General features: G+C 62.8%; 36 protein-coding genes and 3 tRNA genes. 18 read left to right on the top strand and 21 right to left on the bottom strand.

Features of this window, described 5'->3' with window-relative positions:
* Positions 1-53: 53 nt before the first annotated feature.
* From VN047_RS05650 to VN047_RS05750, 21 genes are all read right to left on the bottom strand, one after another.
* Complete coding sequence (locus VN047_RS05650) at positions 54-524, bottom strand: hypothetical protein (protein WP_325540912.1); 471 nt, start codon at positions 522-524, stop codon at positions 54-56.
* 15 nt (positions 525-539) lie between these two features.
* Positions 540-962: a Bbp16 family capsid cement protein gene (locus VN047_RS05655; protein WP_325540914.1), complete on the bottom strand. Its 423-nt coding sequence runs from the start codon at positions 960-962 to the stop codon at positions 540-542.
* A gap of 24 nt (positions 963-986) precedes the next feature.
* Complete coding sequence (locus VN047_RS05660) at positions 987-2021, bottom strand: major capsid protein (RefSeq protein ID WP_325540916.1); 1035 nt, start codon at positions 2019-2021, stop codon at positions 987-989.
* A gap of 13 nt (positions 2022-2034) precedes the next feature.
* Complete coding sequence (locus VN047_RS05665; RefSeq protein ID WP_325540918.1) at positions 2035-2841, bottom strand: hypothetical protein; 807 nt, start codon at positions 2839-2841, stop codon at positions 2035-2037.
* A gap of 267 nt (positions 2842-3108) precedes the next feature.
* A complete protein-coding gene (locus VN047_RS05670) occupies positions 3109-4800 on the bottom strand; it encodes a portal protein (RefSeq protein ID WP_325540920.1) in 1692 nt (563 codons plus the stop codon).
* A complete protein-coding gene (locus VN047_RS05675) occupies positions 4793-4951 on the bottom strand; it encodes a hypothetical protein (RefSeq protein WP_325540922.1) in 159 nt (52 codons plus the stop codon). Before VN047_RS05675 ends, VN047_RS05670 begins: the two co-directional genes overlap by 8 nt.
* A gap of 183 nt (positions 4952-5134) precedes the next feature.
* A complete protein-coding gene (locus VN047_RS05680; protein ID WP_325540924.1) occupies positions 5135-5329 on the bottom strand; it encodes a hypothetical protein in 195 nt (64 codons plus the stop codon).
* A 63-nt stretch (positions 5330-5392) separates the two neighbouring features.
* Entirely contained in the window at positions 5393-6130 is a 738-nt protein-coding gene (locus VN047_RS05685) for a LamG domain-containing protein (RefSeq protein WP_325540926.1), read from the bottom strand.
* Positions 6130-6420, bottom strand: coding sequence for a hypothetical protein (locus tag VN047_RS05690; protein WP_325540928.1), 291 nt, complete (start codon positions 6418-6420; stop codon positions 6130-6132). The genes VN047_RS05685 and VN047_RS05690 overlap by 1 nt, the downstream gene beginning before the upstream one ends.
* Before the next feature lie 60 nt (positions 6421-6480).
* Positions 6481-6554, bottom strand: a tRNA-Gln gene (locus tag VN047_RS05695).
* Position 6555: 1 nt separating this feature from the next.
* Positions 6556-6629, bottom strand: a tRNA-Trp gene (locus VN047_RS05700).
* Between the two features lie 12 nt (positions 6630-6641).
* Positions 6642-6717 (bottom strand) — tRNA-Pro (locus VN047_RS05705).
* Positions 6718-6867: 150 nt separating this feature from the next.
* Positions 6868-7044: a hypothetical protein gene (locus VN047_RS05710; protein ID WP_325540930.1), complete on the bottom strand. Its 177-nt coding sequence runs from the start codon at positions 7042-7044 to the stop codon at positions 6868-6870.
* Positions 7041-8372, bottom strand: a complete 1332-nt coding sequence (locus tag VN047_RS05715; RefSeq protein WP_325540933.1) for a terminase — start codon at positions 8370-8372, stop codon at positions 7041-7043. The genes VN047_RS05710 and VN047_RS05715 overlap by 4 nt, the downstream gene beginning before the upstream one ends.
* 274 nt (positions 8373-8646) lie before the next feature.
* Entirely contained in the window at positions 8647-9201 is a 555-nt protein-coding gene (locus VN047_RS05720) for a hypothetical protein (RefSeq protein ID WP_325540935.1), read from the bottom strand.
* Positions 9185-9598 (bottom strand): hypothetical protein, encoded by a 414-nt coding sequence (locus VN047_RS05725; RefSeq protein WP_325540937.1) that lies wholly within the window; start codon positions 9596-9598, stop codon positions 9185-9187. Before VN047_RS05725 ends, VN047_RS05720 begins: the two co-directional genes overlap by 17 nt.
* A 31-nt stretch (positions 9599-9629) precedes the next feature.
* Positions 9630-10025 (bottom strand): hypothetical protein, encoded by a 396-nt coding sequence (locus VN047_RS05730; RefSeq protein ID WP_325540939.1) that lies wholly within the window; start codon positions 10023-10025, stop codon positions 9630-9632.
* On the bottom strand, positions 10025-10297 hold the full coding sequence (locus tag VN047_RS05735; protein WP_325540941.1) for a hypothetical protein: 273 nt from the start codon (positions 10295-10297) through the stop codon (positions 10025-10027). Before VN047_RS05735 ends, VN047_RS05730 begins: the two co-directional genes overlap by 1 nt.
* Positions 10287-11063, bottom strand: a complete 777-nt coding sequence (locus VN047_RS05740) for a DUF1376 domain-containing protein (RefSeq protein ID WP_325540943.1) — start codon at positions 11061-11063, stop codon at positions 10287-10289. The genes VN047_RS05735 and VN047_RS05740 overlap by 11 nt, the downstream gene beginning before the upstream one ends.
* Positions 11056-12489: a replicative DNA helicase gene (locus VN047_RS05745; RefSeq protein WP_325540944.1), complete on the bottom strand. Its 1434-nt coding sequence runs from the start codon at positions 12487-12489 to the stop codon at positions 11056-11058. Before VN047_RS05745 ends, VN047_RS05740 begins: the two co-directional genes overlap by 8 nt.
* Entirely contained in the window at positions 12486-13478 is a 993-nt protein-coding gene (locus tag VN047_RS05750) for a CHC2 zinc finger domain-containing protein (protein WP_325540946.1), read from the bottom strand. The genes VN047_RS05745 and VN047_RS05750 overlap by 4 nt, the downstream gene beginning before the upstream one ends.
* Before the next feature lie 310 nt (positions 13479-13788).
* On the opposite strand from VN047_RS05750, the gene VN047_RS05755 reads away from it, so the two are divergent.
* The 18 genes from VN047_RS05755 (at position 13789) to VN047_RS05840 (ending at position 22229) form a co-directional block, all read left to right on the top strand.
* Positions 13789-14490 carry a S24 family peptidase gene (locus VN047_RS05755; RefSeq protein ID WP_325540949.1) on the top strand — a complete coding sequence of 234 codons (702 nt, stop codon included), beginning with the start codon at positions 13789-13791 and terminating at the stop codon, positions 14488-14490.
* Positions 14491-14682: 192 nt separating this feature from the next.
* On the top strand, positions 14683-15465 hold the full coding sequence (locus VN047_RS05760; protein ID WP_325540951.1) for a hypothetical protein: 783 nt from the start codon (positions 14683-14685) through the stop codon (positions 15463-15465).
* On the top strand, positions 15462-15797 hold the full coding sequence (locus tag VN047_RS05765) for a hypothetical protein (protein ID WP_325540953.1): 336 nt from the start codon (positions 15462-15464) through the stop codon (positions 15795-15797). Before VN047_RS05760 ends, VN047_RS05765 begins: the two co-directional genes overlap by 4 nt.
* A complete protein-coding gene (locus VN047_RS05770) occupies positions 15794-16123 on the top strand; it encodes a hypothetical protein (protein WP_325540955.1) in 330 nt (109 codons plus the stop codon). The genes VN047_RS05765 and VN047_RS05770 overlap by 4 nt, the downstream gene beginning before the upstream one ends.
* Positions 16120-16479 carry a hypothetical protein gene (locus VN047_RS05775; RefSeq protein WP_325540957.1) on the top strand — a complete coding sequence of 120 codons (360 nt, stop codon included), beginning with the start codon at positions 16120-16122 and terminating at the stop codon, positions 16477-16479. The genes VN047_RS05770 and VN047_RS05775 overlap by 4 nt, the downstream gene beginning before the upstream one ends.
* A complete protein-coding gene (locus tag VN047_RS05780) occupies positions 16476-16823 on the top strand; it encodes a hypothetical protein (RefSeq protein ID WP_325540959.1) in 348 nt (115 codons plus the stop codon). Before VN047_RS05775 ends, VN047_RS05780 begins: the two co-directional genes overlap by 4 nt.
* Complete coding sequence (locus VN047_RS05785) at positions 16820-17017, top strand: hypothetical protein (protein WP_325540961.1); 198 nt, start codon at positions 16820-16822, stop codon at positions 17015-17017. Before VN047_RS05780 ends, VN047_RS05785 begins: the two co-directional genes overlap by 4 nt.
* 109 nt (positions 17018-17126) lie before the next feature.
* Entirely contained in the window at positions 17127-17831 is a 705-nt protein-coding gene (locus VN047_RS05790) for a hypothetical protein (protein ID WP_325540963.1), read from the top strand.
* Positions 17828-18052, top strand: coding sequence for a hypothetical protein (locus tag VN047_RS05795; RefSeq protein WP_325540965.1), 225 nt, complete (start codon positions 17828-17830; stop codon positions 18050-18052). The genes VN047_RS05790 and VN047_RS05795 overlap by 4 nt, the downstream gene beginning before the upstream one ends.
* Positions 18049-19182, top strand: coding sequence for a DUF6551 family protein (locus VN047_RS05800; RefSeq protein WP_325540967.1), 1134 nt, complete (start codon positions 18049-18051; stop codon positions 19180-19182). Before VN047_RS05795 ends, VN047_RS05800 begins: the two co-directional genes overlap by 4 nt.
* 450 nt (positions 19183-19632) lie before the next feature.
* The gene (locus VN047_RS05805) at positions 19633-19854 is read left to right on the top strand and encodes a hypothetical protein (protein ID WP_325540969.1); all 222 of its coding nucleotides are present in this window, start codon (positions 19633-19635) and stop codon (positions 19852-19854) included.
* Positions 19851-20174: a hypothetical protein gene (locus tag VN047_RS05810; RefSeq protein WP_325540971.1), complete on the top strand. Its 324-nt coding sequence runs from the start codon at positions 19851-19853 to the stop codon at positions 20172-20174. Before VN047_RS05805 ends, VN047_RS05810 begins: the two co-directional genes overlap by 4 nt.
* A 139-nt stretch (positions 20175-20313) precedes the next feature.
* Positions 20314-20697, top strand: coding sequence for a hypothetical protein (locus tag VN047_RS05815; protein WP_325540973.1), 384 nt, complete (start codon positions 20314-20316; stop codon positions 20695-20697).
* A gap of 238 nt (positions 20698-20935) precedes the next feature.
* The gene (locus tag VN047_RS05820; RefSeq protein ID WP_325540975.1) at positions 20936-21127 is read left to right on the top strand and encodes a conjugal transfer protein TraR; all 192 of its coding nucleotides are present in this window, start codon (positions 20936-20938) and stop codon (positions 21125-21127) included.
* Positions 21124-21366, top strand: coding sequence for a hypothetical protein (locus VN047_RS05825; protein WP_325540977.1), 243 nt, complete (start codon positions 21124-21126; stop codon positions 21364-21366). The genes VN047_RS05820 and VN047_RS05825 overlap by 4 nt, the downstream gene beginning before the upstream one ends.
* The gene (locus VN047_RS05830) at positions 21363-21620 is read left to right on the top strand and encodes a hypothetical protein (protein ID WP_325540980.1); all 258 of its coding nucleotides are present in this window, start codon (positions 21363-21365) and stop codon (positions 21618-21620) included. Before VN047_RS05825 ends, VN047_RS05830 begins: the two co-directional genes overlap by 4 nt.
* Positions 21617-21865, top strand: a complete 249-nt coding sequence (locus VN047_RS05835; protein WP_325540982.1) for a hypothetical protein — start codon at positions 21617-21619, stop codon at positions 21863-21865. Before VN047_RS05830 ends, VN047_RS05835 begins: the two co-directional genes overlap by 4 nt.
* A gap of 148 nt (positions 21866-22013) precedes the next feature.
* Positions 22014-22229 carry a helix-turn-helix transcriptional regulator gene (locus tag VN047_RS05840; RefSeq protein ID WP_325540984.1) on the top strand — a complete coding sequence of 72 codons (216 nt, stop codon included), beginning with the start codon at positions 22014-22016 and terminating at the stop codon, positions 22227-22229.
* Positions 22230-22295: the final 66 nt, after the last annotated feature.

A 22295-nucleotide genomic window follows, 5' to 3' on the forward strand; every position in this document is an offset into this window, starting at 1 on the left:
TTCGCAGCGCCCGACCCTTCACCCCACAGGAAAGTGGTCCACAAGAAGGCGGATTAACCGGCCTTGGCGGCCAGTCGTGCCGCGATGGCATCCTTGACGGCAGCGCGTGCCGGACCCTTGCGGCCAAGCTCGCCCTGCTCGATCGCGCCGAGGTGGTCATCGACATTACCGTTGACGATCGCCTTGACGATGTCATCGGTGCCGCCCTTGAGAAAGTCGGTGACGTTGAGGCGATCGAGGTCGCCGCCGGTCGCGATCTCGGCAGTCGTCACTGGGCCAGCAATGGTCGGTTCAGAGCCAAGCGGCCGGAAGCGGACCGGAACCCGCACCGTTTCCTTGAACGTGCGCTGGAGCTTGCCATCGACAACGACAGGCGTCGGTAGGGTCACCTCGATCTCTTTTTCGATTTCGTCTTCGTCCGAGACGAAGTCCTCATCGACATCGACGATGGCGCCGGGAGGATGCAACTCGCCATCGAAATAGTTTTCGGGACCGCGAACGATCGCCTGGATGATCTTACCCATGATTCAGGCCCTTCCTTAGTAGCCGGTGTTGGCAGCGGGGATGAGGGTGTCGTCGGTATCGCGAACGATCCCGCCCCAGACGGTGCCGGCCGTGTGGGTGCCGACGGTAACGAACTGAAGACCCAGATAGCGCTTGGTCGTCCGAGGGACCGCGGCGCGCAGCAGGACGGCGCCCTTGGTCAGACTGGCCTCGGCGATGACGCCAGAACCGATGAGCACGTCAGGGGACGACAGGTCCGAGTTTGCGCTCTGGATGAGGTTCACCGCGAGGCTGGTGCCGCTGGCGAACAGGGTCGTCACGCTGACGAACACCTGAAGCTCGCGGCCGGTGTTGATGTTCACGTTTGCGACGCCTTGGTCGTAAACGTCGGTGGAGACCTGAGTGCCCGTCGTAACCGCTTGGTTATTCGAGAAGGTCATTTCGCGATCGGTAAGCATTGATCTATTCCTTTCTTGTCTCGATCAAACCACGCGGGCTTCGTCGGCCTTGAGGACGTCGGCGACGCGAACCGGCACACCGCCGAACACCATCATCGGCTTGCCGCCGACCGTCTCGTACGAGAAGTTCGAGCTATTGGCGTTGTTGACGAGCTGCATGCGGAAGTTCTCGCGGATGTTGCGCGGCATGTAAAATGCTGCCCTCGCACCCGGCAGGGTCAGGCCCTGCACACGCTCAAGTGCGCGTGCCATCAGCATTTCGATCTGTGCGCCGGTCGAATAGTTCGGCGTCAGGAGCGACTTGTCGATGTTGGCGATACGAACGCCGCGGCGATAATCCTTGATCGACAGGCCGGTCTTCCAGATGAAGTTGTCCGACACCGCAAGGAAGCGATTGCCGTCGGCATCGGTGATGTACGCGCCAGTTTCATAGCCGTCGTCAGCGGTGCCGGTGCCAGCCGTCACGTTGATGTGCGTGATGCCGGCCTTCGAGCCCTTGGGATAGATGCCCTTGAAGCCCATCGGGTGCCATACGATCAGGGCAATCGAACTGTTGTCGGTGCCCGTGCCGCCAGCGTCGATGATCTGGTCCTTCGTCGATCCCGACAGGCTGTTATAGCGAGGGAACATCCCCGTATATTCCTTTGGGCTCGACGCGGCGTTGCCGTAGAACAGGGTCTGCGCGTTCGCCTGCCCGAGCGATTCGTAGAACGCGGTCGCTTCGGTCAGACGATAGTTGTCGGGGTTGCCCGACATCATCGCGGCCTGACGGTCGATGTCGCTCTGGCCTTCGAACCATGCCACGCCCTCGTCGATCTGAGCGACGCGGCTCTTCGAACGCGGAACGCCCTGATTTAGGCCGCGCGCCGTGACGGTCGGCAGGCCGGTGCGAACGGTCGTGCGCTCACCGGTCGGAAGGTTGCCTTCCTCCCAAAGCTGATCTTCGAGAACCTCGTTCTGCTGCGAGAGCCATTCACCGATGACCGCGACCTTGCCGTCGGGATCGAGGCGGGCCGTGAGGTCGGCGAGCGTGTGAAGCTGAGAGCCGAGAACAGTCATGTCTTATGCCTTTCTATCGTCCGTAAAATTTCTGGGATGCGGTAAGTCCAGCCGTGTCCGTTTCGGCCGATGGGGTGCTTGCTTCGGAGATCGCGCGACCAGCGCCGGCAATGACGCGGGTCAGAAGCGGATGGTCTCCGAGGCCGCTTTCGTTCAGGAATTTCGAGAAGTCCGAGCGGACAGCCGCGTCAGGGATGAAGTGCGCGATTGCCTTCGCGGCGTAGGCTTGGCTCTCCTTGAGCTTCGGGCCGCCGACTTCCTTGTCGGCCTGAAGGTCGCGGGCCATGTTTGCACGAAGTTCGGCCGCGTGATCGTCAAGCTGCTGGACGGCGCGCTCGGCGATCTTGGGGGCGACCTTATCGGCGAACAGCCCGACGACGCGCTCGGCGCCCTTCTGGCTGAGATCCATTCCCTTCAGGTCATCCTTGACCAGATCGAACAGTTCGGCGTCAAACTCGACACCTTCGGGCATTGTGAACGCCTCGACGTCGTAGGCTTCGGGGGCGCCGACGATCGATTCAGCGCCGGCATCGGCCGCAGCCTTGTCGGCGTCTGACTGGTCGCCGTCGGCCTTATCGCCAGCAGCTACCGCATCCGTGGCCGCACCGTCGTCGGCAGGGGCGTCGGTGGCGGCGGCGGCATCGCCGAGCGCCGTAGTCGCCTCAGTTTCAGCGGCATCGGCGGGCGGATCGGTTTCGACATGCTCATCCGGCGCGCGCATCACGCGGCCCATCCGTCGCTCGATCGGCGAAAGCCAAGAGCCGGACAGCAGCCGGATGCGGGTTGAACGGTGGTTATTCAGGGGGTTCTTGATCGTCATGCTTCGCTCCTTTGGGGGGTGTGAGTTGTTTCCCGGCCTCGATCGCCATTGCGATGGCGTCGTCAGGCTCCGCGGGCGTCGCGGAGAACCAACCGAGAATGTCCAACCCCAAGGAGCGCTTGCCTTCATGGAAAAGGCGTTGCTGCTCTTCGCGAGTAAACCGGGTGATACCGCTCGCCCTATAAATCTCAAAAAGGACGCGCCGGAACGCAGGATGCCGAAGCAGTTCCTCGCGATCGGCGGGAGGGACAGGACCGCGAGACGCCATCAGTAACGCGCCGTATCGTTGGACATCTCGGCGATGTTGAGCGCCGCCGTTGTCGCATCCTTGGCGGGCTGTGCCATTTGGGCCATTTGGGCCATCTGCTGCTGCTGCGCGCGATCGGCGCGCATCTTGTCGACCGTGGCCGCGTCGCGGATCGCCTTCGCCGGCATATTCGCGCGCTCGGCATAGTCGTCGATAATCGCGTCGGGATTGATCTTGTCGAGCACCTGCGGGCCGAAGATCGAGCCCAGCGAGCCGACGAATCCGACAACACGCTCGGTCGTCGAGAGGCCCAGCATCTTGAGAGCCATCGCGAGGACCGAAACGAACTCGACCTTCAGTGCCTTGCCCTGCAATTCCTCCGGCGCTGGCGGGATCAGGTTGCCCCGGCGCGCGATGCCGATCATGCGATTGACCGCGACCGGCAGCATGTCGTCATTCACCATCTCAATGACGGGGCCGATCTGCGACATCTTTTCCTGATCGCGCTTCAGCAGCTCCTCGACATTGCGCGGCTGAATGCCGGGCATGTTCGTGATCGCCATGAAGAGGTCGGCGTAGGTGCCGCGATCGATGGCCTGCTTGATGTCTTTGATGTCTTCGCGGACCGCTTGAATCGCGCCGTACTGGACCTCGTAAATCGGCTTCACGGCCGAGACCTGTGACATATCCGCGACGTGGGTATGAGCACCTGGCCGCATATCGAGATCGCGGGCAGGGCCCACGGTCGGCGGCTTGGCGAGAAGATCGGTCAATTCACGTTTGCGCCGGGCCTGCATGGCAAGTTCGCGCATGTCGGCGAGGCAGTCGTGCCCGACGCCGCGACCATAATTCGGCGCGTCCCCGTCGCGGGTGATCCAGCGCGGCGCCCAGAACGGCTGCTCGCTGTAGCGCTTCGCTTCTAGCAGCCCGTCCTTCCGGTCGTCGTTGCAATCCCAGATGACCGAGTCCCACGCTTCATTCGCGCCGGGTTCAATGAGCTGCTTGCACTGGACGATATGACCGTAATTCGAGGCGTCCCATTTGTTGCGCACGGCAGTAGAGACGGCAGCCCAGTCGTAGTTGCCGCCCGGCCGCCCGACGAATTTCTTGACGACCTGATCGACCGTCATGGGGCATGTGCGGACGAGGGTGTCGACGCTGAAGGCGTCGTTCAGCCCAAGCCAATAGGTGCCGATGCCGAGGCCCATGCAGGGAGCAACCTCGATCGGGTGTTCGGTCATTATGCCCGCGGCCGGCCCGAACCGTGCCATCGAGCCATAATTCTGGCGCGCGACCTGATAGAAGTTCGAGGCGTCGAACAGCGCGTAGATGACAGCCTGAAAAGCATCGAGCCATTCGCGCGCGACCTGATAATTGTTCAGTTCGGTGTCGACGAACTTGAACTCGATCCACGGCCGGTTCGGCGACGACAGCCCGCTATACATGCCGGCCTCGACCGTGCGGAATGCGAAGATCGGGTGACTGTCGATCAACTGGCGCATCTTCGGGCGCTTGCCGCCGGTCGGGCTGGTCGCAAGCGTGTCGATGGAGCCGTAACCCGAATAGTCGGCGATGGAGTACCAGTCGCCCTCATGGTCGCTGCGCTGCGCCTTCAGCGCGCTCGCGACCTTCTCGACGTGATCGCGGCGCGTCTTTTCCAGCTTCGGCGCATGTTCGGGCGCCTTCTTGAGCGAGAGCGTGCCTTCAGCCATCGACAGTATGTTCCTTGCCGCAGCGGGCACACTTCACCGGGCCGAACTTTTCCAACGCCTCGGGCGTGCGCTCGGGAGTCTGCTGGCGCTGGCCGCACTCGCATTCGAAGCGAACGAACGGGGTGCCCCGGATGTCGATGCGCTCAGCCACCGAGAGTTGATGTCGTCACGGGGTTCAGGGACGGAGCCCCGCCCGACATCAGCGCCGCATAGCCACGACGGCGACGCATGGGATCGTCGACCATGCCCGGCACCTTCGATTCAGGGGCCTTCATTGTCTGCCGCTGAGCGGGAGGCGGCGGAACATCGGGAGCTTTCGGCATGCACATGACGGTTATTTCCAGATCAGGCCGAGCAGGCCGAGGGCGAGGATGAAGCAAAGGCCGAGGTGGAAGGTCTGCCGCTCGATCTCGACATGCTGGTCGTAGGAATAGCGGGCACCTTGGCGAATGCCGGTCCACGACAACCACAGCCACGCGCCACCGCAGTAGGCAGCGGCGAGGATCAGGAGTGCAGAGATAGCGAACATGATGGACGTCACCTTTCGAGGCGACGCTATTTCAGCGGGTATCGGCGCTCAAAATGGAGGCGACTATCGAGGGTAGGCGGCGGCGGGAGGGGTGAAGCCTGCATCGCTGGCGCAGGCGGCCCGACCCTTCATGATGCGAATTTCATCCATGTAGCCCAGATAATCGGCTGAGCCGTCCGCCGCGGCGCCAATCGCCAATGCGGTGGCAACCTGTCGAAGCGCGCCAGTATAGGCGTAGCTGCCGACCATCACGCCATCACGATAAACCCTGATCTTGCCGTCGAGGTCGCGGTCGACAAGGGTGTGAACCCACGTCGAAAGGACAGAGGCCGAACCTCCCGATACGGTTCGCCAGTCGTTGAGCCCCGCGTCGTGGAAGGCGAACTGAATGACGCCGTTGAACTCGTAGAGCGCCCAGCTCGCATTGACTGCGCCGGCGTTCAAATCCTGATTCTGGCCGATCAATTGCCGAACGCCAGTGATGGCGTCGGGCCGGTGCCATAGCTCGACCGTGAAGGGGCCGGTGCCGAAGAACCAGTCGTCGCTATCGGGCCATTGAACCCAGTCATCGACTGTAGGCAGGCTGAGGGCCGACGGGCCGAACTTCTTCTGCGCCGTCGCAATGGCTGCGGAGCTTCCGCCGGCGATCGTGACGCCAGAGCGGGCAACGGGGCTTTCATCGACAAAGACCTGTGACGCATCAACGCCGCTGTCGAAGCCCATTAGCAGCTTGGTGAACACCTTGTCGGGTGGCGGCGGCCGACCCCACTTTATGCCAAGGCCGAGGCCGAGCTTGCGCATCAGACCGTGATCGCGCTGATCTTTTGACCTGGCTGGACTTCCAGATCGAGCAGCGTCCCAGCAGTCAGCGGGTAATCCGTCACGATCGCGACCGGGTTGTTCGAGCCGACGCGGATCGCGCAGTTTGCGCTCGCCAACACGGTGATGATGGAGGTGTCGACGTCGAACGCCGCAGATGCCGCAGCCGTGCCGGTGAAGGTGACCGACTGATAATTTGTGCGGTCATCAAGGCGGAGAACGGGCAACCCCGACGTCGAGCGAACCGTTTCCCAAATGCTGAGCGTAGCCATAGAGCGCCCCTTTCGCGGGCCACGCTATGATACGAATGAACGGCGCTCAAAATGGCATGCTGGTTCCCACTGGATGGTTCGAACGTCCGTTTCCGCGGCCAAAACGCGGCGTCCTGCCACTAGACGAAGCGGGAATGGCATCGGCGGTAGGAATCGAACCCACGTCTTCGGGATTGGAAGCCGAAGCTCTACCATTGAGCTACACCGACATTGGTAATTGATGGTCAGGGAGACAGGATTTGAACCTGCGGCCTCTCGGTCCCAAGCCGAGCGCTCTACCAACTGAGCTACTCCCTGAAAGCGGGAGCAGCGCGCACGCTTACCCTCGCCAGTTCTCGCTGGTGGGTCGCGGTCGTTGAAGGCGGGTCGTGGTCGACATTCGGGAGCCTATGGCAGAATCGGCGCGGGTTCGCAATATCCGCTGAAATCTATCGGCTAGGTTGCCGATCAGCGCGTCAGATCGTCATAGGGATCGCGCCAGCGGGCGAGGGGCTTGTCGTCAGGCACCCATTCCCGTTCTTCTGTGACCCGGCACTGCTTGCACCGTCGCGTTTGCATCAGCGCCTTGCCGGTGTCGTGCCAGTCGCCGAACGCGTGGAGCCCGATGTCGCAATATTCATTCATTGGTGCAGGTCCGCATATGGGTCATGCGATCGGCGGGCGTGTGCTTTTGCCAGTGCCTCTCGGACCTCCGTCTTGACCGTGTCGATGTTTGCCATGATGACCGCATCGCCTTCATCTGGCGAGCGTCCGAGATCATCCTTCATGTCGTCTTTCGATCCCACCTTCACGATGGTCTTTTTCGGCCCCTTAACAGGCGTCCATCGGTAGGCGCACAAGTCAGCTTTCAGGATCGGACGGGGCGGCAATGCGATCTGAACCTTGTTGTCGGGATCGAGCGCCTCGCGCATCCGCCACACCATCTCGGAGCGGAAGTTAAAGAAACCGAACATGCCGTCGGCGGATGTCTCGGTCGAACCACGCGAGGCATTCACGCCGATCACTTGAACCTCGTCCTCGTGCAGGACGTTATGAACCGTCAGGCCCCAGCCGATCAGATCGATATGAACAGGAGCACGATCGCGGCGGGCCATATGGACCTTTGCAGCCCCGACGCGGCCGGCCGTCTCCTGCGGTATCTCGTGGCCGGGTATACTGACCAGATCATCGAACCATGTCCCATAGCGCGGGGCGATGACGAAGTTGTCTTTGCCGCCGCAAGCGACATCGACGCCCATGCTGTCCATCTCTCCTTTGCCTTCGGGGCGGGGTTGCCAGCGATCCATTGCCGCCTGCACCCATGACGACGGGATGACCTGCCAGTCGTCGTCTTCGGCGCCCGCGTTGAAATTGCCGTCCAGCATCTGGGAACGCAGCGGCTCAGGCAGGCCTTGCAGCGTGTCGATGTAGCCCGAGCGGACATAGAAATAATTGTCCTTCGTCCGCGACGGGATGAATGTGCGCGACTTCGGCCGGATGATCTTTTCGACCGGAAACTCGGTCGGGTCGAAATCGTACAGCGGCACGCCCTGAAAGATGACGAACGGGCGATCGTCGTCGCACTCGACATCCTTGCCCTTGATCGTCGTGAACCAGCGCAGCTCGCCCGGCTTGGCGGGATTCGGATGCGCTTCGTCGAGCCACGGCCCGAAGAACGGAATGACCCAGCGGCCGGCGACAGTCGTCGGCGGGTTCATCGTCATCAGGACACGGCAGCGCTGCTTCGGGTCTGACGATCGCGTCCACCCCATCGTGAAGCGCACCTGAAACTCGCGCTGCTCCGTCACCTCGTCATACATCTTCGCGTCGTGCGCGCGGCCCTGCCACTTCTGGTGATCGGTCGCGTCGGCCAAGCCGCCGAACTCGATCAGGCGGGGGATATTGGCGACCGTCGTTTTCCAGACGGACTTCTGCGAATTGTACCCGTCATTGCTGCCGAGTATCTCGCCCATGCGCTGGATGATGCCCTCGGTCTGCGTCTTTTCGTGTCGGAAGATCGCGGTGCGCTGATGATCGCAGAGCGACAGGCCCGCAATCAGGTCAGTCTTACCGCCGCCAGCAGCGCCGCCATAGCCGGTGATGAATGCCAAGCTGTCGGCCGCCTCGGACTGGCGACCAACCTGCGCGCGCCACAGGTGCTGCGAAAGGTCGTTATCGAGCAGGCGTCGGATTTCTTCGCGCTCTTCGGGCGTCGCGGCTTCCCACAGCGCGTCGAGATAGGCAGGATCAGCCTGCGGCATCGGCGTCATCAACTCCACTGGCGACGCGCTTCTCGATGTCCGAGAAGATCGAGGCGAGGCGCGTGGCAACCGAGACGTCATCCATCTGGATTTTCTCGCCGTCGCTGGTCAGGTCGAGCTTAGGACCATACTTCCGCGGCGCGATCATCTGTGCCCGCTTGATACGGGTGTCGATCATCAGCCTACGGTGGCCAAGCATGTCCTCGGTCCGCACCTCGTCATATTCCTTGCCGTCTTTGTCGAGCTTGCGCGTGACGATCGTGCCCGGCATCGGCGTGTCAGCAATGGCGAGCGCCTCGTCCATATGAACTTCGACGCCCATTTCACGGGCTCGCGCGAGATTATCCCGCAATTCCTCGTCATCCATATGCCAACGCCAGAACGTCGACGGGGACGGAAGATCGGGATTGTCCTTCAATACGACGTCCAGCGCTTGGCCAGCAGCAACCCCGGCCAGAATGACCGGGATCGCCTTATCGCGGTCCAGTGCTTTGTTCGCGCGCTTGGTTCGCGGCTTCGCTTTCTTAGGCTGTACGGCCATTCTCAGCCACCCAGCTCAACAGAGCGTCCAGCGACGACGCGCGCTTGCGACAGAACCCCACCGGACTGTTCGGATACCATTGCAACGTCCATACCTGATTGAGGCCGAGCGCCTTGTCGCGTTCCGATTCCGAAACCCATTCATCATCAGGCAGATCGCCGTCGGCGCGCTCTTTCGTCGCGTCGAGATAGTTTGCTGCGTGATCGTTGAAACTCAAGTGCAGGCTCGAATGCTCACCGCGCAGAAGGCCGCGCAGCATGTCTTCGGTCGCACCGATCGCCAGATTAAACGCGGGCGCCTTTCCACCATCGAAAAGGGCCAGCGGGTCGGTCTGCGCCGCAACACCGGCGACGACGACGGCGCCAAGGGTAGGTTTACAGGTGTGGAGTTCAGCCATTGCTTAATCCTTTCATACGGTACGCTGGCGCTCAAAACCGGCCAGTATGGACACAGCCCAGATCGCGGCGGATGCCACATCGCGGGCAGGGGGTGCGATCGACGATGATCGCGGCGGCTGGGAAGTCGCGGCGGTGCCGGTCGCGCTGGCGATCGAGGGTCTTTTGCGCCGCCAGTCGGACACGAGCCTTATGCTCACCCCGCGCGATGCCGTGAGGATGCGCCGCCATCGCCGCTCGCAGCTTGTCAGCTGTGCAGATCGTCAATCGGCGCTGACGGATGCGGACGGCCGAACGTGTCGACGGGGCAACGCCGGCAGCGGTGATGAGCCGAAGGTAATTCGTCCCCGTGCGTCGGATCCACGAATTGACCTCGTCGATGACGCCGATGCTCTCCGCCTGGCTGAGAAGGTGCTGCTCGTGGCGCATCAGAAATTCTCCGTCGCGCTGAAGCGGTGCCAGTTCAGCACACGCTGGCCGAGCGGCAGCACGGTGACGACTGTGCCGGCCTGTACGATCGCCCGAGCGCCGCAGGCCATCCGCACCGCGCCATGACCGAGGAGGCTCAGCACCTGAAACGCCTTCCCGCTCAGCGCGGCGATGATCATCTCGTCGCTGAGATCGGCAATTCGCTCGCGGTAGCGATTTATCGCGTGCTGCGAGACGCGGACACCGCCGACGTTGCTCAGTTCAATTCGCATGCTCGCCTCCCGATCCTGCATCGGCCAGCCCCATTCGCCGATAGCGTTCAGCGGTCGCCCGGCTCAGCGCACGCTCCTCATCTTCGTCGGCCCCGGCGCGCTCAACGATCGCCAGCACGCGGGCCTCGATCCATTCCATCGGCTGGCTCAGCTTCGCGTCGCGCGCGGCGACGATGGCCGCGAGCGTCTCGGCTTCACCGATCTTCTTTCGCCACTTCCCAATTTGTGAGCGCGCCCGTTTTTCCGGTGTGCCGGTGCTGGTCAGCAGTGCGATTCCGGCATCGAACAAATCCTTCAAAGGATCATCAGACGGCGCGCCAGCGCCCTTATCTTTAGATAAGGAACTGGGTATGGGTATGGGGGTTGCCGTCTCGTTGGCATCTCGTTGCAACGGGGAGGCAACGGGCGTTGAGCCGCGATGTCCTCTTTTCAATGCTTTAGCCTTGGCGCTGGCTTTACCAGCTTCGCTCTGCTGGGTTTTCCGGCTTTGCAAATGCTGAAATTCATCTTGCAACCGAGATTGATGCCAATGGCCCTCGCTGATCTTGAAGAACGGCGACAGGATCGGGCGCAGCTTGCGCCATTTGCCGACCGGCACACGCGCATAACGGGCGAGAAGAACGTCGTCGTCAGGGAGGCGGCAGCCGGGCGCACGCCACGACACGATCAGCAGTAAGAGATAAGCCCCGTGCTCGAATGTCGTCAGATGGGTCGTGTCGCCCAGATAGGCATCCGTCCACAAGGGCAGGGCGGGAAACTCAGCCATAGTCCTGACCCTCCCCGGCCGAATAGAAATCAGATCCCCGGATGCAGACGGTTTCGCCGAAGAAGAAACCGAGCGACTGGCCATCCGCGCCGTGCCGATGCTTGGGAACAAGAAACTCGATCTTGCCGCGCACCGCCTCCATATCGTTGCGCCAGTCCTCGAATTTCGGACCGAACTCGTCGGCGGGCTTTTTGCGGTTGAGGTAATATTCCTCGCGGTAGAGGAAGAGCAACACGTCGGCGTCCTGCTCGATTTGGCCGCTGTCGCGAAGGTCGCTGGGGACCGGACGCTTGTCGGGGCGGGATTCGACGCCGCGGCTGAGCTGCGCCAAGGCGAAGACGGTCAGGCCCTCATCCTTCGCGAGGACTTTGAGGCCCTTGCTGATTTCGGTCGCAGCCTCGTAAGGCGACATGCCCGCCTTGCTCGGCTGCATCAGTTGCAGATAATCGACAATCACAAGCTCAAGCCGCTTGCCCTGCGCGGCTAGGCGTCGCTTCTGGCGCCGCACGCGGCGACCGAGCATGGCGAGCGTCAGGCCGCCGCGATCGCAGATTTCGATAGGCAATTGGTCGAGGCGATCTTTCGCTGCAATAACGGCTTCGAGGTTTCGGCCTTTGACCGTGCCATCGCGAATCTGTTCATAGGGAACGCTGAAATCTCTGCTGTGGCAAAGGTCGGAGAGCATTCGGCGCGTGATTTGATCGGCCGACATCTCCAGGCTGAAGAAGAGGGTGGCATGGCCCCGGAGCCCGGCGCCGATGGCGTAACTCGACACCATCGCAGTCTTGCCCATGCCCGGCCGCCCGCCCCCGACGACAAACCATGAGGGCCGAAGCGTCCCGACGATCCTGTCTATCGAGTTGATGCCGCAGCGGACGCCAACGATGGGCTTGCCGAAACTGTCGATGACGCGTTGGGCATGCTCACCGGCCGACGCCTGCTCATCGGAGACAGTCTGGTCGGCCATTTCGGCGACAGCCTCGTCAGCTTGAACGACTAACTCATCGCATCCGACATCAGGCGTCCGCGCACCCTGTATCACCTCTTGCAGACCGAGCACCATCCGGCGGCGGCGGGAGAGGTCGACGATCTGTTCGAGATATGCCTTTGACTGCTGGCGCGTTCCGGCATTGAGGTCTGCCGCCGCGAGACTCCTGCTCAGCCTCGGCCAATCTTCGAACTGGGTCAGGAATGGCGCGATCGTAACGACGTCGACATTCGCACCGGCCGAGGCCTGCTGGATCATCACCCCGAACGCGGTGCCGTAGAGAGGAACAGAGAAATCCACCGGGCGAAGCTTGTCGGCGGCTGGATCGATGAGGCGGTTGTCTGCGATGAAGTCGCCCAATAGGCGCAGCTCGGCTTCCGGGTTCGCCAGCGGGTTGATGTTCTCGGCTTGGCCGACCTGCTCCGCGACTCCGCTCATAGCCGGATGCCCCGGAGCTGGTCGTTCCAATCTTTGAAAGCCGGATCGGGGTAGGTGTCGCGGACCGAATATCCGCGCGCTAACAGCGCTTCGCCGGCACGCTCCACCGCGCCGCGCCCCGCCTTGTCGTTCTGGCCAGCGATCAGGATGCTATCGACGTCAGGGGGAAATTCGATGGAAGGCATCAAGTCGGTGCCGAGTGCGACCCACACGCGGGCCCCCGGCATTTCTTGCATCAGGGTCAGCCCGTCTTCTGGCCCTTCGGTGATTATGACCTCGGAGCCCGCCCGGCCGTGGTCGAGACGAAGGGCGCCACCCTTCACCCGGCCGAGGCTGAATTTCGATCGACGCGGCTTGGGCCATCGTTTGTCGCTGCCGTCGTTGCGCAGGAATATGCGCTGGATCGCGACAAGGTCGGTTCCCATCGTGATAGCGCCGACGAGCGCCGGCATCGGTTCCCGCCAGTTGCCGTCATCGTCACGGCTGAGCGGAACGTGACCGAAGCGGATCGACGCCGGCAGGGTCGCAGTAATGCCGCGGGCGCGCACATAGGTTTCGCCCGGTGTGCCGAGCACCGGCCGCGTCGTGTTCCAAAGCCGCTTTGCGTCGGCGATGGCCTCCGCGCGCTGGGCTGCGTCCTCCGCCTTGCGGCGCGCGCGATCCTCCTCTGACACCGGCGGGAATTTGTCGCCCATCAGCGCCTCGAAAGCGTCGCGGAAGCTCAGGCCGGTCCGCTCCATGAGAAAGATCAGCGCGTTTCCGGCCTTGCTGCATCCGAAACAGTGATAGGTGCCCTTGGCGTCGTTGACCTCGAAGCTCGGCGATCGTTCGTCGTGGAACGGGCATAGGCCGACCAATTCCCGTCCGCGCGGTTTCAGCACCGTGTATGGGCGAATGACGTCGGACAGATTTACCCGCCCGATCGCTTCGTCAATGAGCCGATTGAACTCGGCGTCAGGAAGGCGCCCGGCCCCGCGCACGGCGGTCACGCGGCGGCGTCGCGAAGAGCAGCGGCGAGCGCATACTCGGTCATATACTTTCGGATGCGCCCTTGCGTGTCAGGCCACATCTGTCGCCCAGCCCGAAGGGTCCGCACGAGATGGCGATCCTTGCCGCCAGTCGCAGCAATGCTGAAAGCCGTCGGCTTCATTCCCGTTATGGCGAGGAAGCGTTCGATCTCGTCTAGAAGATTTTCGGTCATTAACCGCTTCTATAGGTGTGTCAGGTAACACTTTTCAAGCAAAAAGGTGTTTTGTATCACCATATGGCGGAAAGTCCGGTTTTTTGGCACACGGAAGCATGAGCACAGAAGCAGCCATCGATATCCTGCGGGTTCGTCTCGAATCCGCGATGAAGCACCGGGGCGCAAGCGCGAAGGGCTTGGCCCGAACGGCGGGGCTGGGGGAAACCGTCGTGCGCGACATTCTTCAAGGCATGACCAAGGACGTCAAGCTCGGCACGATCGAGAAGCTCGCCGCCGCCCTCGGCATGTCGCTATCGGACCTATTGCCGGACGCGCTGGGCCGAGCTCGGCCGGTGCAGGGCACCCCTTCAGACCACGCGCCTTTGATTTCCGCCCACGCTGGCGACGGAGCTATTGCGCTCCGGCACGTCGATATTAGCTACGCAATGGGCGCGGGCAGCAATTTTGACGACTATCCCGACGAGATGCCGGTTCTATTCGATCCCGGCTTCCTGCGCAGCTTGACGCAAGCGCCCCCGGAAATGCTCTTTGTCGCGGAAGGCGATGGGGACAGCATGTTCCCAACAATGATCAACGGCGATCAGGTCATTATCGACAGGACGCAGCGGCATCTAACCATGCAGGATCGCATCTGGGCGCTGAGCGTTCACGGCGCCGCGATGATCAAAAGGCTTCGCACGGTCGGTCCGAACCGGGTTCGCATCATGTCCGACAACACCACCATTCCGCCCGAAGAGGTCGACGCCGACGACGTGTTCATTGCCGGCCGCGTCGTCTGGATCGGACGAAAGGTCTGATATTAAACGGGTTGTGTTAAAAAACACCTAACAGCCTTGACAGTGTGCCACAGCACACGGCATAAGTGCCGCATCACCTGATCGCCTCCGGGCCGAGGACGGTGATGCAGGTACGGAAAGACGCGCTCGGCCACCCGCGATAGGGGCCAGCCTCCGCCGATCCACCTGCTCACTCTAGCAGGAGGTTGGCCCATGGCCGCCGTCGACAAAGCGCCGCGGATTGTCCGCGATACCACCAATATGGAAGAGGCCGCGAAACTCGCGGCGATGCGGCAGTCGGAGGCCGCCAACCACAATTTCAGCATCGTCCGCAAAGTGCTCGGGAATGCCGAGCCGACGTTCACCAACGTGCTCAGGGTCGTCCACGATCTTGATGAAGCGTGGAACGTATGGGCGGGGCCGTTCCCGAACGAGAGCGAGCCGACAGGCGCCGAGGGCGCGCCCTATCAGGCCGGGTACGAAGCCATCGGCGATGCCCGCTGGCGTGCGAACTGCATCCTCCGTGCGACACCGGCTATCAGCGTGCCGGAGATCGTAGCCAAGGCCGACTATATCCTTTCCGAAGTGCTCGACGGCACCGACGATCCGTATCTTGTCGAAGGCATCCAGTCGCTTCTCCGGGACATGACCAATATCGTGACGCGGCCCGACGGTGACGCCTTCGCCATTTTGCTGCGCAACTGGGAACGGTCGTGGAAGGATCGCGACGACTTCGACGCCGCAAACCGGCCGAAAGGCGTCTCGGGCATCTGCCCTGAAATCGAAGCATGGGAAGACGGGCGGGCGCCTTATAACGACGCGACCGAAGTCGCGGCCCTTGCGCTGCTGCGCTGCCCGGCACCCGACATCGCCGCTCTCAACGAAAAGCGCCGCGTTTTTCTCGCCGAGGAAATGCATACCTGCGCTTACGCCAGCTCCGATCTTGTCGAGTTGCTGTTTGAAGAGGCCATTCGCCTCGCGGGAGGCGTGGCATGAGCGTCACCATCACCAGCCAAACGCCGTTCAGCATCCACGCCGCTGCCTACTGGATCGCGCGCGAATCTTACGAGAAGCATCGTGACCAGTGTCAGGGTCCGCTCGCTCAGGACGATCCGCTGCAAAGCCACTATGACGACGCTTACACGCCGTTGGTCGATGCGATGACGGACAGCGGTGTGAACGCTGTGCGTTGTCCAGTCGCGACCTCCGCCGAGCTGGCGCAGAAGATCGAGATTTTCGCGCGCGACGAAATGGACGACTACGAGGGCTCGAAAGAGCTGATCGCAATCATCCTCGCCGACGCGAAGCGGATTGGGGGTGTGGAATGACCTTCACCACGCACTCCCTCCCTGTCCGCCTGCGCGGCATCTGGAAGGCCCTCGCTGACAATTATCGCCGCACGACCGCAGAATTTATGCTCGCCGACGAGAAATGCGAAGAAACTTCTGACGCCAAGCACACGGCGATGGCCTCCGCGCTCGACGCCGTTTACCTCACGCCGGCCGAGCACCCCGCCGATCTGCGCCTCAAGATCGAGGCGATGCACGCCAATGACATATCTGACGGCTGGTGGTGCGCCAAAGAGGCGCTGGCCATGCTGGCAATCGATGCCGAGCGCCTGCTTCCATATTCGCGAGAAGGAGAGGTGGCATGACCGTCAACCCAGACGCCGGCATCCTCGCTGCCTATGAAAGCTGGAGGGCCGCTCTCGCGATCTACAACGTTCCGCGCGATCGTGACGACAACGATGTTGAGCGCGCGGCGATGGATATGATTTGCGCTCAAGAGGGCGTGATCCAGCAGGCAACCGCTGCCACACCTAAGGGCGTTGAGGTTCAGCTTTGGACGTTCCTCGAGAACAGCACCAGCGACCAAGCTGACAACGAAGCGATCCAGCGCGGCGACCTCGACTATTTCGTCAGCAAAGGCGGCGACATGGATTGGCACGAGCGCCTTGTCGTTGCGGCGATGGCATCCCTGCGAGCAATGCAAAAGGGGGCAGCAGCATGAACGTCCCCGCCATCTTGTGGGAGCACTCGATGCAGCGCTTCCTTATCGCCCGTATCGCGGAGGTCGAATATGATGATGCAGTCTTTATTCCGGCTTGCGATGTTCAGGAGGCCGGGGGCGGAGCTGTACCGGACGAAATCATCGCCGCGACGGAAAGGCTCACCGATGCGCGCTGCGACGCAGAAGACGCGCTGATCCTTACGCCGACCAACGACGCGGCGAACGTCCGCTGGAAACTCGCCTATTGCCGCATTCGGTACGAGGACTTCTGCGACTTCCCCGACGACTGGTGGCAGGCGATCTACGCCGACCTTGAGCGGATCGCGACGGAGAGGGCGGCATGAGCGCTGCGGCCCGCACCACATGGCATGTGGTCAAGACCTGCCTGCTGCCCCAAATCCGGTTCCGTCCCAGCGGCTATCAGATCGAGAGCGTCGACGGCGTCGACTATGCCGATTGCTGGTATTTCGAAATTGAGTGGCTGAGCCTCACCCTGCACGTTCAGGGCGGGTGCTTCCGGCCGGGCGGTGCCGCATGAGGTCGCACCACACCGACGATGGCCCGCTGGCTGTCCTCGCTGCGCTAGTGGCTGGCGCCCTCGCATGGTTCTGCATCGGCGTCGCCGATCTGGCCGCACAGGTGCTGCGATGACCGGCCGCGCAAGCGATGCGCAGGTCGCGCGGCGTCAGGCCATCATCGCGGCCATTGTCAGCGGTGCCACCTACGCGAGCATTGCCCGCCAGTGGGGCATCGGCGTGAAGGGCGCGCAGCATTATGCGCGCTATCTGTCGGCCGCCGAGCACGAACAGCGGAAGCGCGCCAAAGGCTCGCGGCCCCGGCGCGGATCGAGCCCCCGCCGCGACGCTATCGTTGCCGCGATCCTTCGCGGCGATCGGTTCTCCGACATCGGGAAGCGGTTCGGCATCCTCGAAAATGGCGCGCGCGGTTATCTCCGCCATTTGTCGGACGCGCAGCGCGCCGAACGCAAGATGATTGAGCGAGCGCGGCATCCTCGCCGATCAGACACGACGCCACGGGTTCCGTTCCGCCCAATTCGCGACGATGCCTATGCGAAGATGGCTACCGCGATGCCGCACTGGCTGTCCGACGCCAGCCGCGACGACGCTCTGAGCGACCTTTACGTCGCACACCTTGAGGGTCGCCTGACCGACGACATCGCTGGCGAAGCGAAGCGCTACGCCAGCCGCACGGTCGCAGCCTTCGAGAGCAAGTTCGGCCCGCGCTCGCTCGACGAGCGATTGTTCGACGACAGCGCCATGACCTTTGGCGAAACGCTGGTCGATCCGGCCGCGCTCGAAGCGTTCGACTACATTTTCGAGGAGGCACGATGATGCACCTGGCTTCTAGCAGGACGCCGGTCGAGATCGCATGGGATGCGTTCGATACGGCAGTGATAAGGCTGAACGGCCTCTACGCGACCGCAAGCGAAGAGTGGGACACGCCGGCCGAACGCAAGGATCGACTCGACCAGTTTCTCGAGGTTCAGCGGCTCCGCAGGGCGCTTTGTGCCCTGATCGACGCCGAGGCTGCCGGGCCGGAGACGGCAGCATGACCGGCACCATCCCATCATTCATCAACAAGGGTCAGCCAAAGTCCGCTTGGCCCGACTGGCTGCTCGCGCACGCCGTGGGGCGGCCGGATGAAAACGGCTCGTTCCTGATCCGCACCAAAATCGGGAAGGACGAGGACTTGCGGGCGCGCGTCCATATGGGGGCGATCGTGTTCGAGCGGCAAGGCGTCGCTTACACGCGGCCCGATGCCGACGATGCTCGCAGGTTCATCGCGGATCTTGACGAGGCGGACAAGCCGGACCCGAAGAATGCGCCGCGTCCGGCCACCCCCAAGCCGTTCAAAATGCGGACGGTTTCGCCGCCGAAGCCGAATGCTCCGGCCGCCCGTAAATTCGCGCTACCGAAGGGAATGCCGCCCTCGATCGAGATGCGGAACCCATCTGAGCTGCGCATCGACGACAGCTATCAGCGGTCAATCGACACCGGCCCCAGCCGGACGCTGATCAATCAAATCGCCAGCAAATGGGACTGGCGCATGTGTCTGCCGCTGGTCGTGTCGAAGCGGACCGACGGCTTCTTTGTCATCGACGGTCAGCACCGGTTGGCCGCGGCGAAGATGCGGCAGGATATTCAATATCTGCCCTGCTGCGTTTTCGTCTTCGATAGCGTCGCGGAGGAGGCGGCCATGTTCGTCGCGATGAACCGCGCGCGGCGCGCCATCAACCGGCTCGACGACTTCCACGCCGCGCAGGCCAGCGGCGACGAGGAGGTTCTTGCGATCAAGGGCCTGATCGAAAGCGCGGGCTTCACCGTGAGCCGCAAGACCGGCTCTGGCGCATGGGCGCCGGGCGAGGTCGCGTTCACCACCGCCATCAGCAAGGCCAAGCGCCGGTACGGCGAGCGCGTCGTGATGACGGCGCTGGAGATCATGGCCGAAGCGTTCAAAGACCAACGTCTGGTCGTCGGCTCGCCCGTCTTCACCGGTATCTGTGCCATGCTTGGCGATCAGGAATTGAAGCCTGATTGCGCTCGGCTTCTCGCCGGGGTCCGTACGCTCGACATGCCGGGCTGGGCCAGTCTCATCGCCGAGTGCAAGGGTGGCACCGAGCGCAATAAGCATATCCGCGACTTCCTCATCGCGGCCTACAGCGACGCGCAGGTGGCGGCATGAAGGGGGCAACCGCAAAGTCGCTCGAAAGTGGCGTTATTCTTGGCGGTCTGCTCGCACTCGCCTTCATGCTCGGGCATTCTGTCGGGGACCGGGCGGGGTTTCGGCGTGGGGTAGACGCCACCCTCGATGCATTCGACTGCATCACGGATCGCGAGAGCGGACGGTTTCAGCCGCCCCATACTAAAGCGCGCTGCGAAGCGCTGGGGGTCGGCCAATGACGTGCAAGGCGTGTGGAAAGCCTTTCGGCTGCGACCATAGCGACGCCGAATATCAGGGCGTCGTCCCCGGCCGCCGATACGTCACTGAGAGGCCAAACCGTCGCGTGCTGGTTGAGCCGGCGCCGCGCTCGCCTCGCCGACGGCCAGAGGCGCCTGGCTCGGTGCCGGTCGTTCCCGATCGCCCGCGTCACGATGACGGCGGCGCATCGGCCGAGCCTGAAAGGGAACCGGCATGAAGATCGCGCTCTACATCGAGGATGGCATCGAGCAGATCGTGCTCACCCCTGAAACAGACACCGAGAAGGGCATAGTCGGAAAGCTTCACGATGCCGGTCGGGACATCACCATAAAGCGCGGCTCATTCTATGAATGCCGGGGCGGCTTTGTCCGGCAGAGTGTGAACGACGACAGCACAATGATCGTGCTCCGAGCAAAGACAGAGGAGGCATCGTGACCGACCTCTTCACCTATCCCCACGCGCCCGGCGCGCAGGATCGCGACACGTCGCGGGCGGCAGCCGCCGACATCGCCGAGACGGCACCGCAGCTTCGCGGCCGGGCGCTCGCGGTCGTTGAAAAGTCCAACGGAATGACGGCCGACGAGGTTGCGGGCAAGCTGGGCCTCTCGATACTCTCGATCCGGCCGCGCATGACCGAGCTGTCACGGCTCGGCAAGGTCCGCGACAGCGGCCAGCGCCGACCGAACGCGAGCGGCAAGAACGCGATCGTATGGGCTCCCGTGTTTCCGGCGCGGATCAAGGGCCAGCGCGCGTGAGCTTCCACCGATCTGTCTGCATCGCGTTCCTCGCCTTCTTCGCGATCGGAGTTGCCGTAACGGGCTGGCGATCCGTGAGTGCGCTTGACGCGCTCCTCGTGGCTTGCGCCGTCTTCATTATAGTCAAGAGCGACCGGGCGTGAGCGGCGGCGACTTCTGGGCGAAATGCCCCGAGTGCGGCCACGTCTGGTCCGTCGTCAAATTGCCGATGGAGGCTCGCGAGGCCGCGCGGCTGATGATGGCCGCGTTCTGCCCGAAGTGCGGCAACGACAGCCCGACCACGGCACCGCCGACCGATATTCCCACCGCTCAGCAGGAGAACGACATGAGCGCGACCACGCGGCCCGCCGGGGCCTTTATCTTGAACAAGGCCGACCCCTACAAACCCCGGCGCCAGCACCGCACCTACGAGATTGCGGAGGCCGAGGCGCAGCGGTTGGCGGGGCGCAACCCGGGCACCGAGTTCATCATCAGCCAGGAGATCGCGCGGGTTTCGGTCCCAGCGCCGGAGAAGCCGGAATGAAAGGCTCCGAATGCTGCGGCGCGCCATGTCGGTTCTGGCTCCGCATTCACGACGACGAGGACGCTGGACAGTGTCGCGCTCGGCCTCCCGCTGTGATGCCTGCGCTGGCCGTCCATTGGGAACGCACCACGAACGTATCTCCTATGATGGCGGTCGAGCGTGCTACGCATTTCCCCATCACCGATGTGCATGACTGGTGTGGTGAGTTTGAGGCCGACGGCTTTCAGGGGGCGTGCTGATGGCCGACGACGTCGACATGGCGAACGTGCTGGCCGACCAGCACCGTGACCGTTGTTTGCGCGCCGCGCGCGCCGCGCGCGCTGCCGAGCAGCCGGGCGCCCCCGGTGAGTGCACCCAATGCGGCGAGGATATGCCACGGCTGGTCAACGGCCGGTGCGGATATTGCCGAGACGGAAGGAGGCCGCGATGAGGCGAACAGTAGAGGTCGAGGTCGACCTTAGCGACTTCGAAACCGATGACCTCCGCGCGGAGTGTCGCTCGCGTGGTATCGACGATTCCACTGGCATCGACGTCATCAGCGTCTCGGATCTCGCCCACGCCATAGCGTCGGGCGCGACCGAACTGGCTCTTCATTATCTCGACAGCATGGTGGCCGACAGCACGAGCCTTCGCCATGCCGTCGAGATCGGACGGCGGCGCAAGCGATGAACGACTTCGATCGCGGCTACCGCGCGGCCCTCGCCGATGTCGTCGAACTGGCGAAGATTTACGGCGAAGAGAACATGAAGATTTGCAGCGACAATGTCCTGCTCGATCCGGTGTTGCGCGGCAAGGTGACCAGCCCGGCTGACATTCAGCGGTCGGGTGACTGCTCGGTTCGCAGCACCATTCACTCCGCGCAATACCACGCATCGCAGCACCTTATCGAAGCTATCGGCAAATTGCCCCGGAGGACCGCATGAAATCTAGCACCGACATTATCGCCGCCGCGCTCGACGCTGCCCTGTCACCTCGGCCGCTGAGTTATACGTCGGCAGACCTTGCTAAGACCGTCGTAATCGCGCTCGACTACTGCGGCTTTGCGATCGTTCCGGTCGATCCGACTGAGGAGATGACGGCGGCAGGCGGAGGCGCCGTGGATTGCGCGGACAGCCTCGATGCCATCGCCATCTACCGCGCCATGATCGAGGCGAGGGTAGGCCAATGAGCGCCGAATGGAAATGCGGCCACCCTCGATCTGACGCCAACACCAAGATCGTCCGCAATGGCGCTGGCACCGCCTGCCGTAGGTGCTTCAACGATCACGGCCGGGAGTACCGGCGTGAAAAGCGCGCCGCAGCAAGGAGGGCATCGCGATGACATCGCAGCGCCGTATCCGCCTCAAAGAGGTGCTCGAACTGGTCCCGCTCAGCTCGTCGACGATCTATGCCCGCATGAAAGCAGGCACCTTCCCGAAGTCGCAAGACCTGGGTGGAGGGGTTGTCTGCTGGCGCGAACAGGAGATACTCGACTGGCTCAATTCGCTTCCCGAATCGAACCACGGTTCTATTCCCGAAATGGAGCAAAAATAAAAATGGGGGTAGGCTAGGGGGTATCGTAATTCTACCCCCTCCGGAAACCGGCTGGAAAGCGCCATT

This window comes from Sphingopyxis sp. (assembly GCF_035565275.1).
Classification (GTDB): domain Bacteria; phylum Pseudomonadota; class Alphaproteobacteria; order Sphingomonadales; family Sphingomonadaceae; genus Sphingopyxis.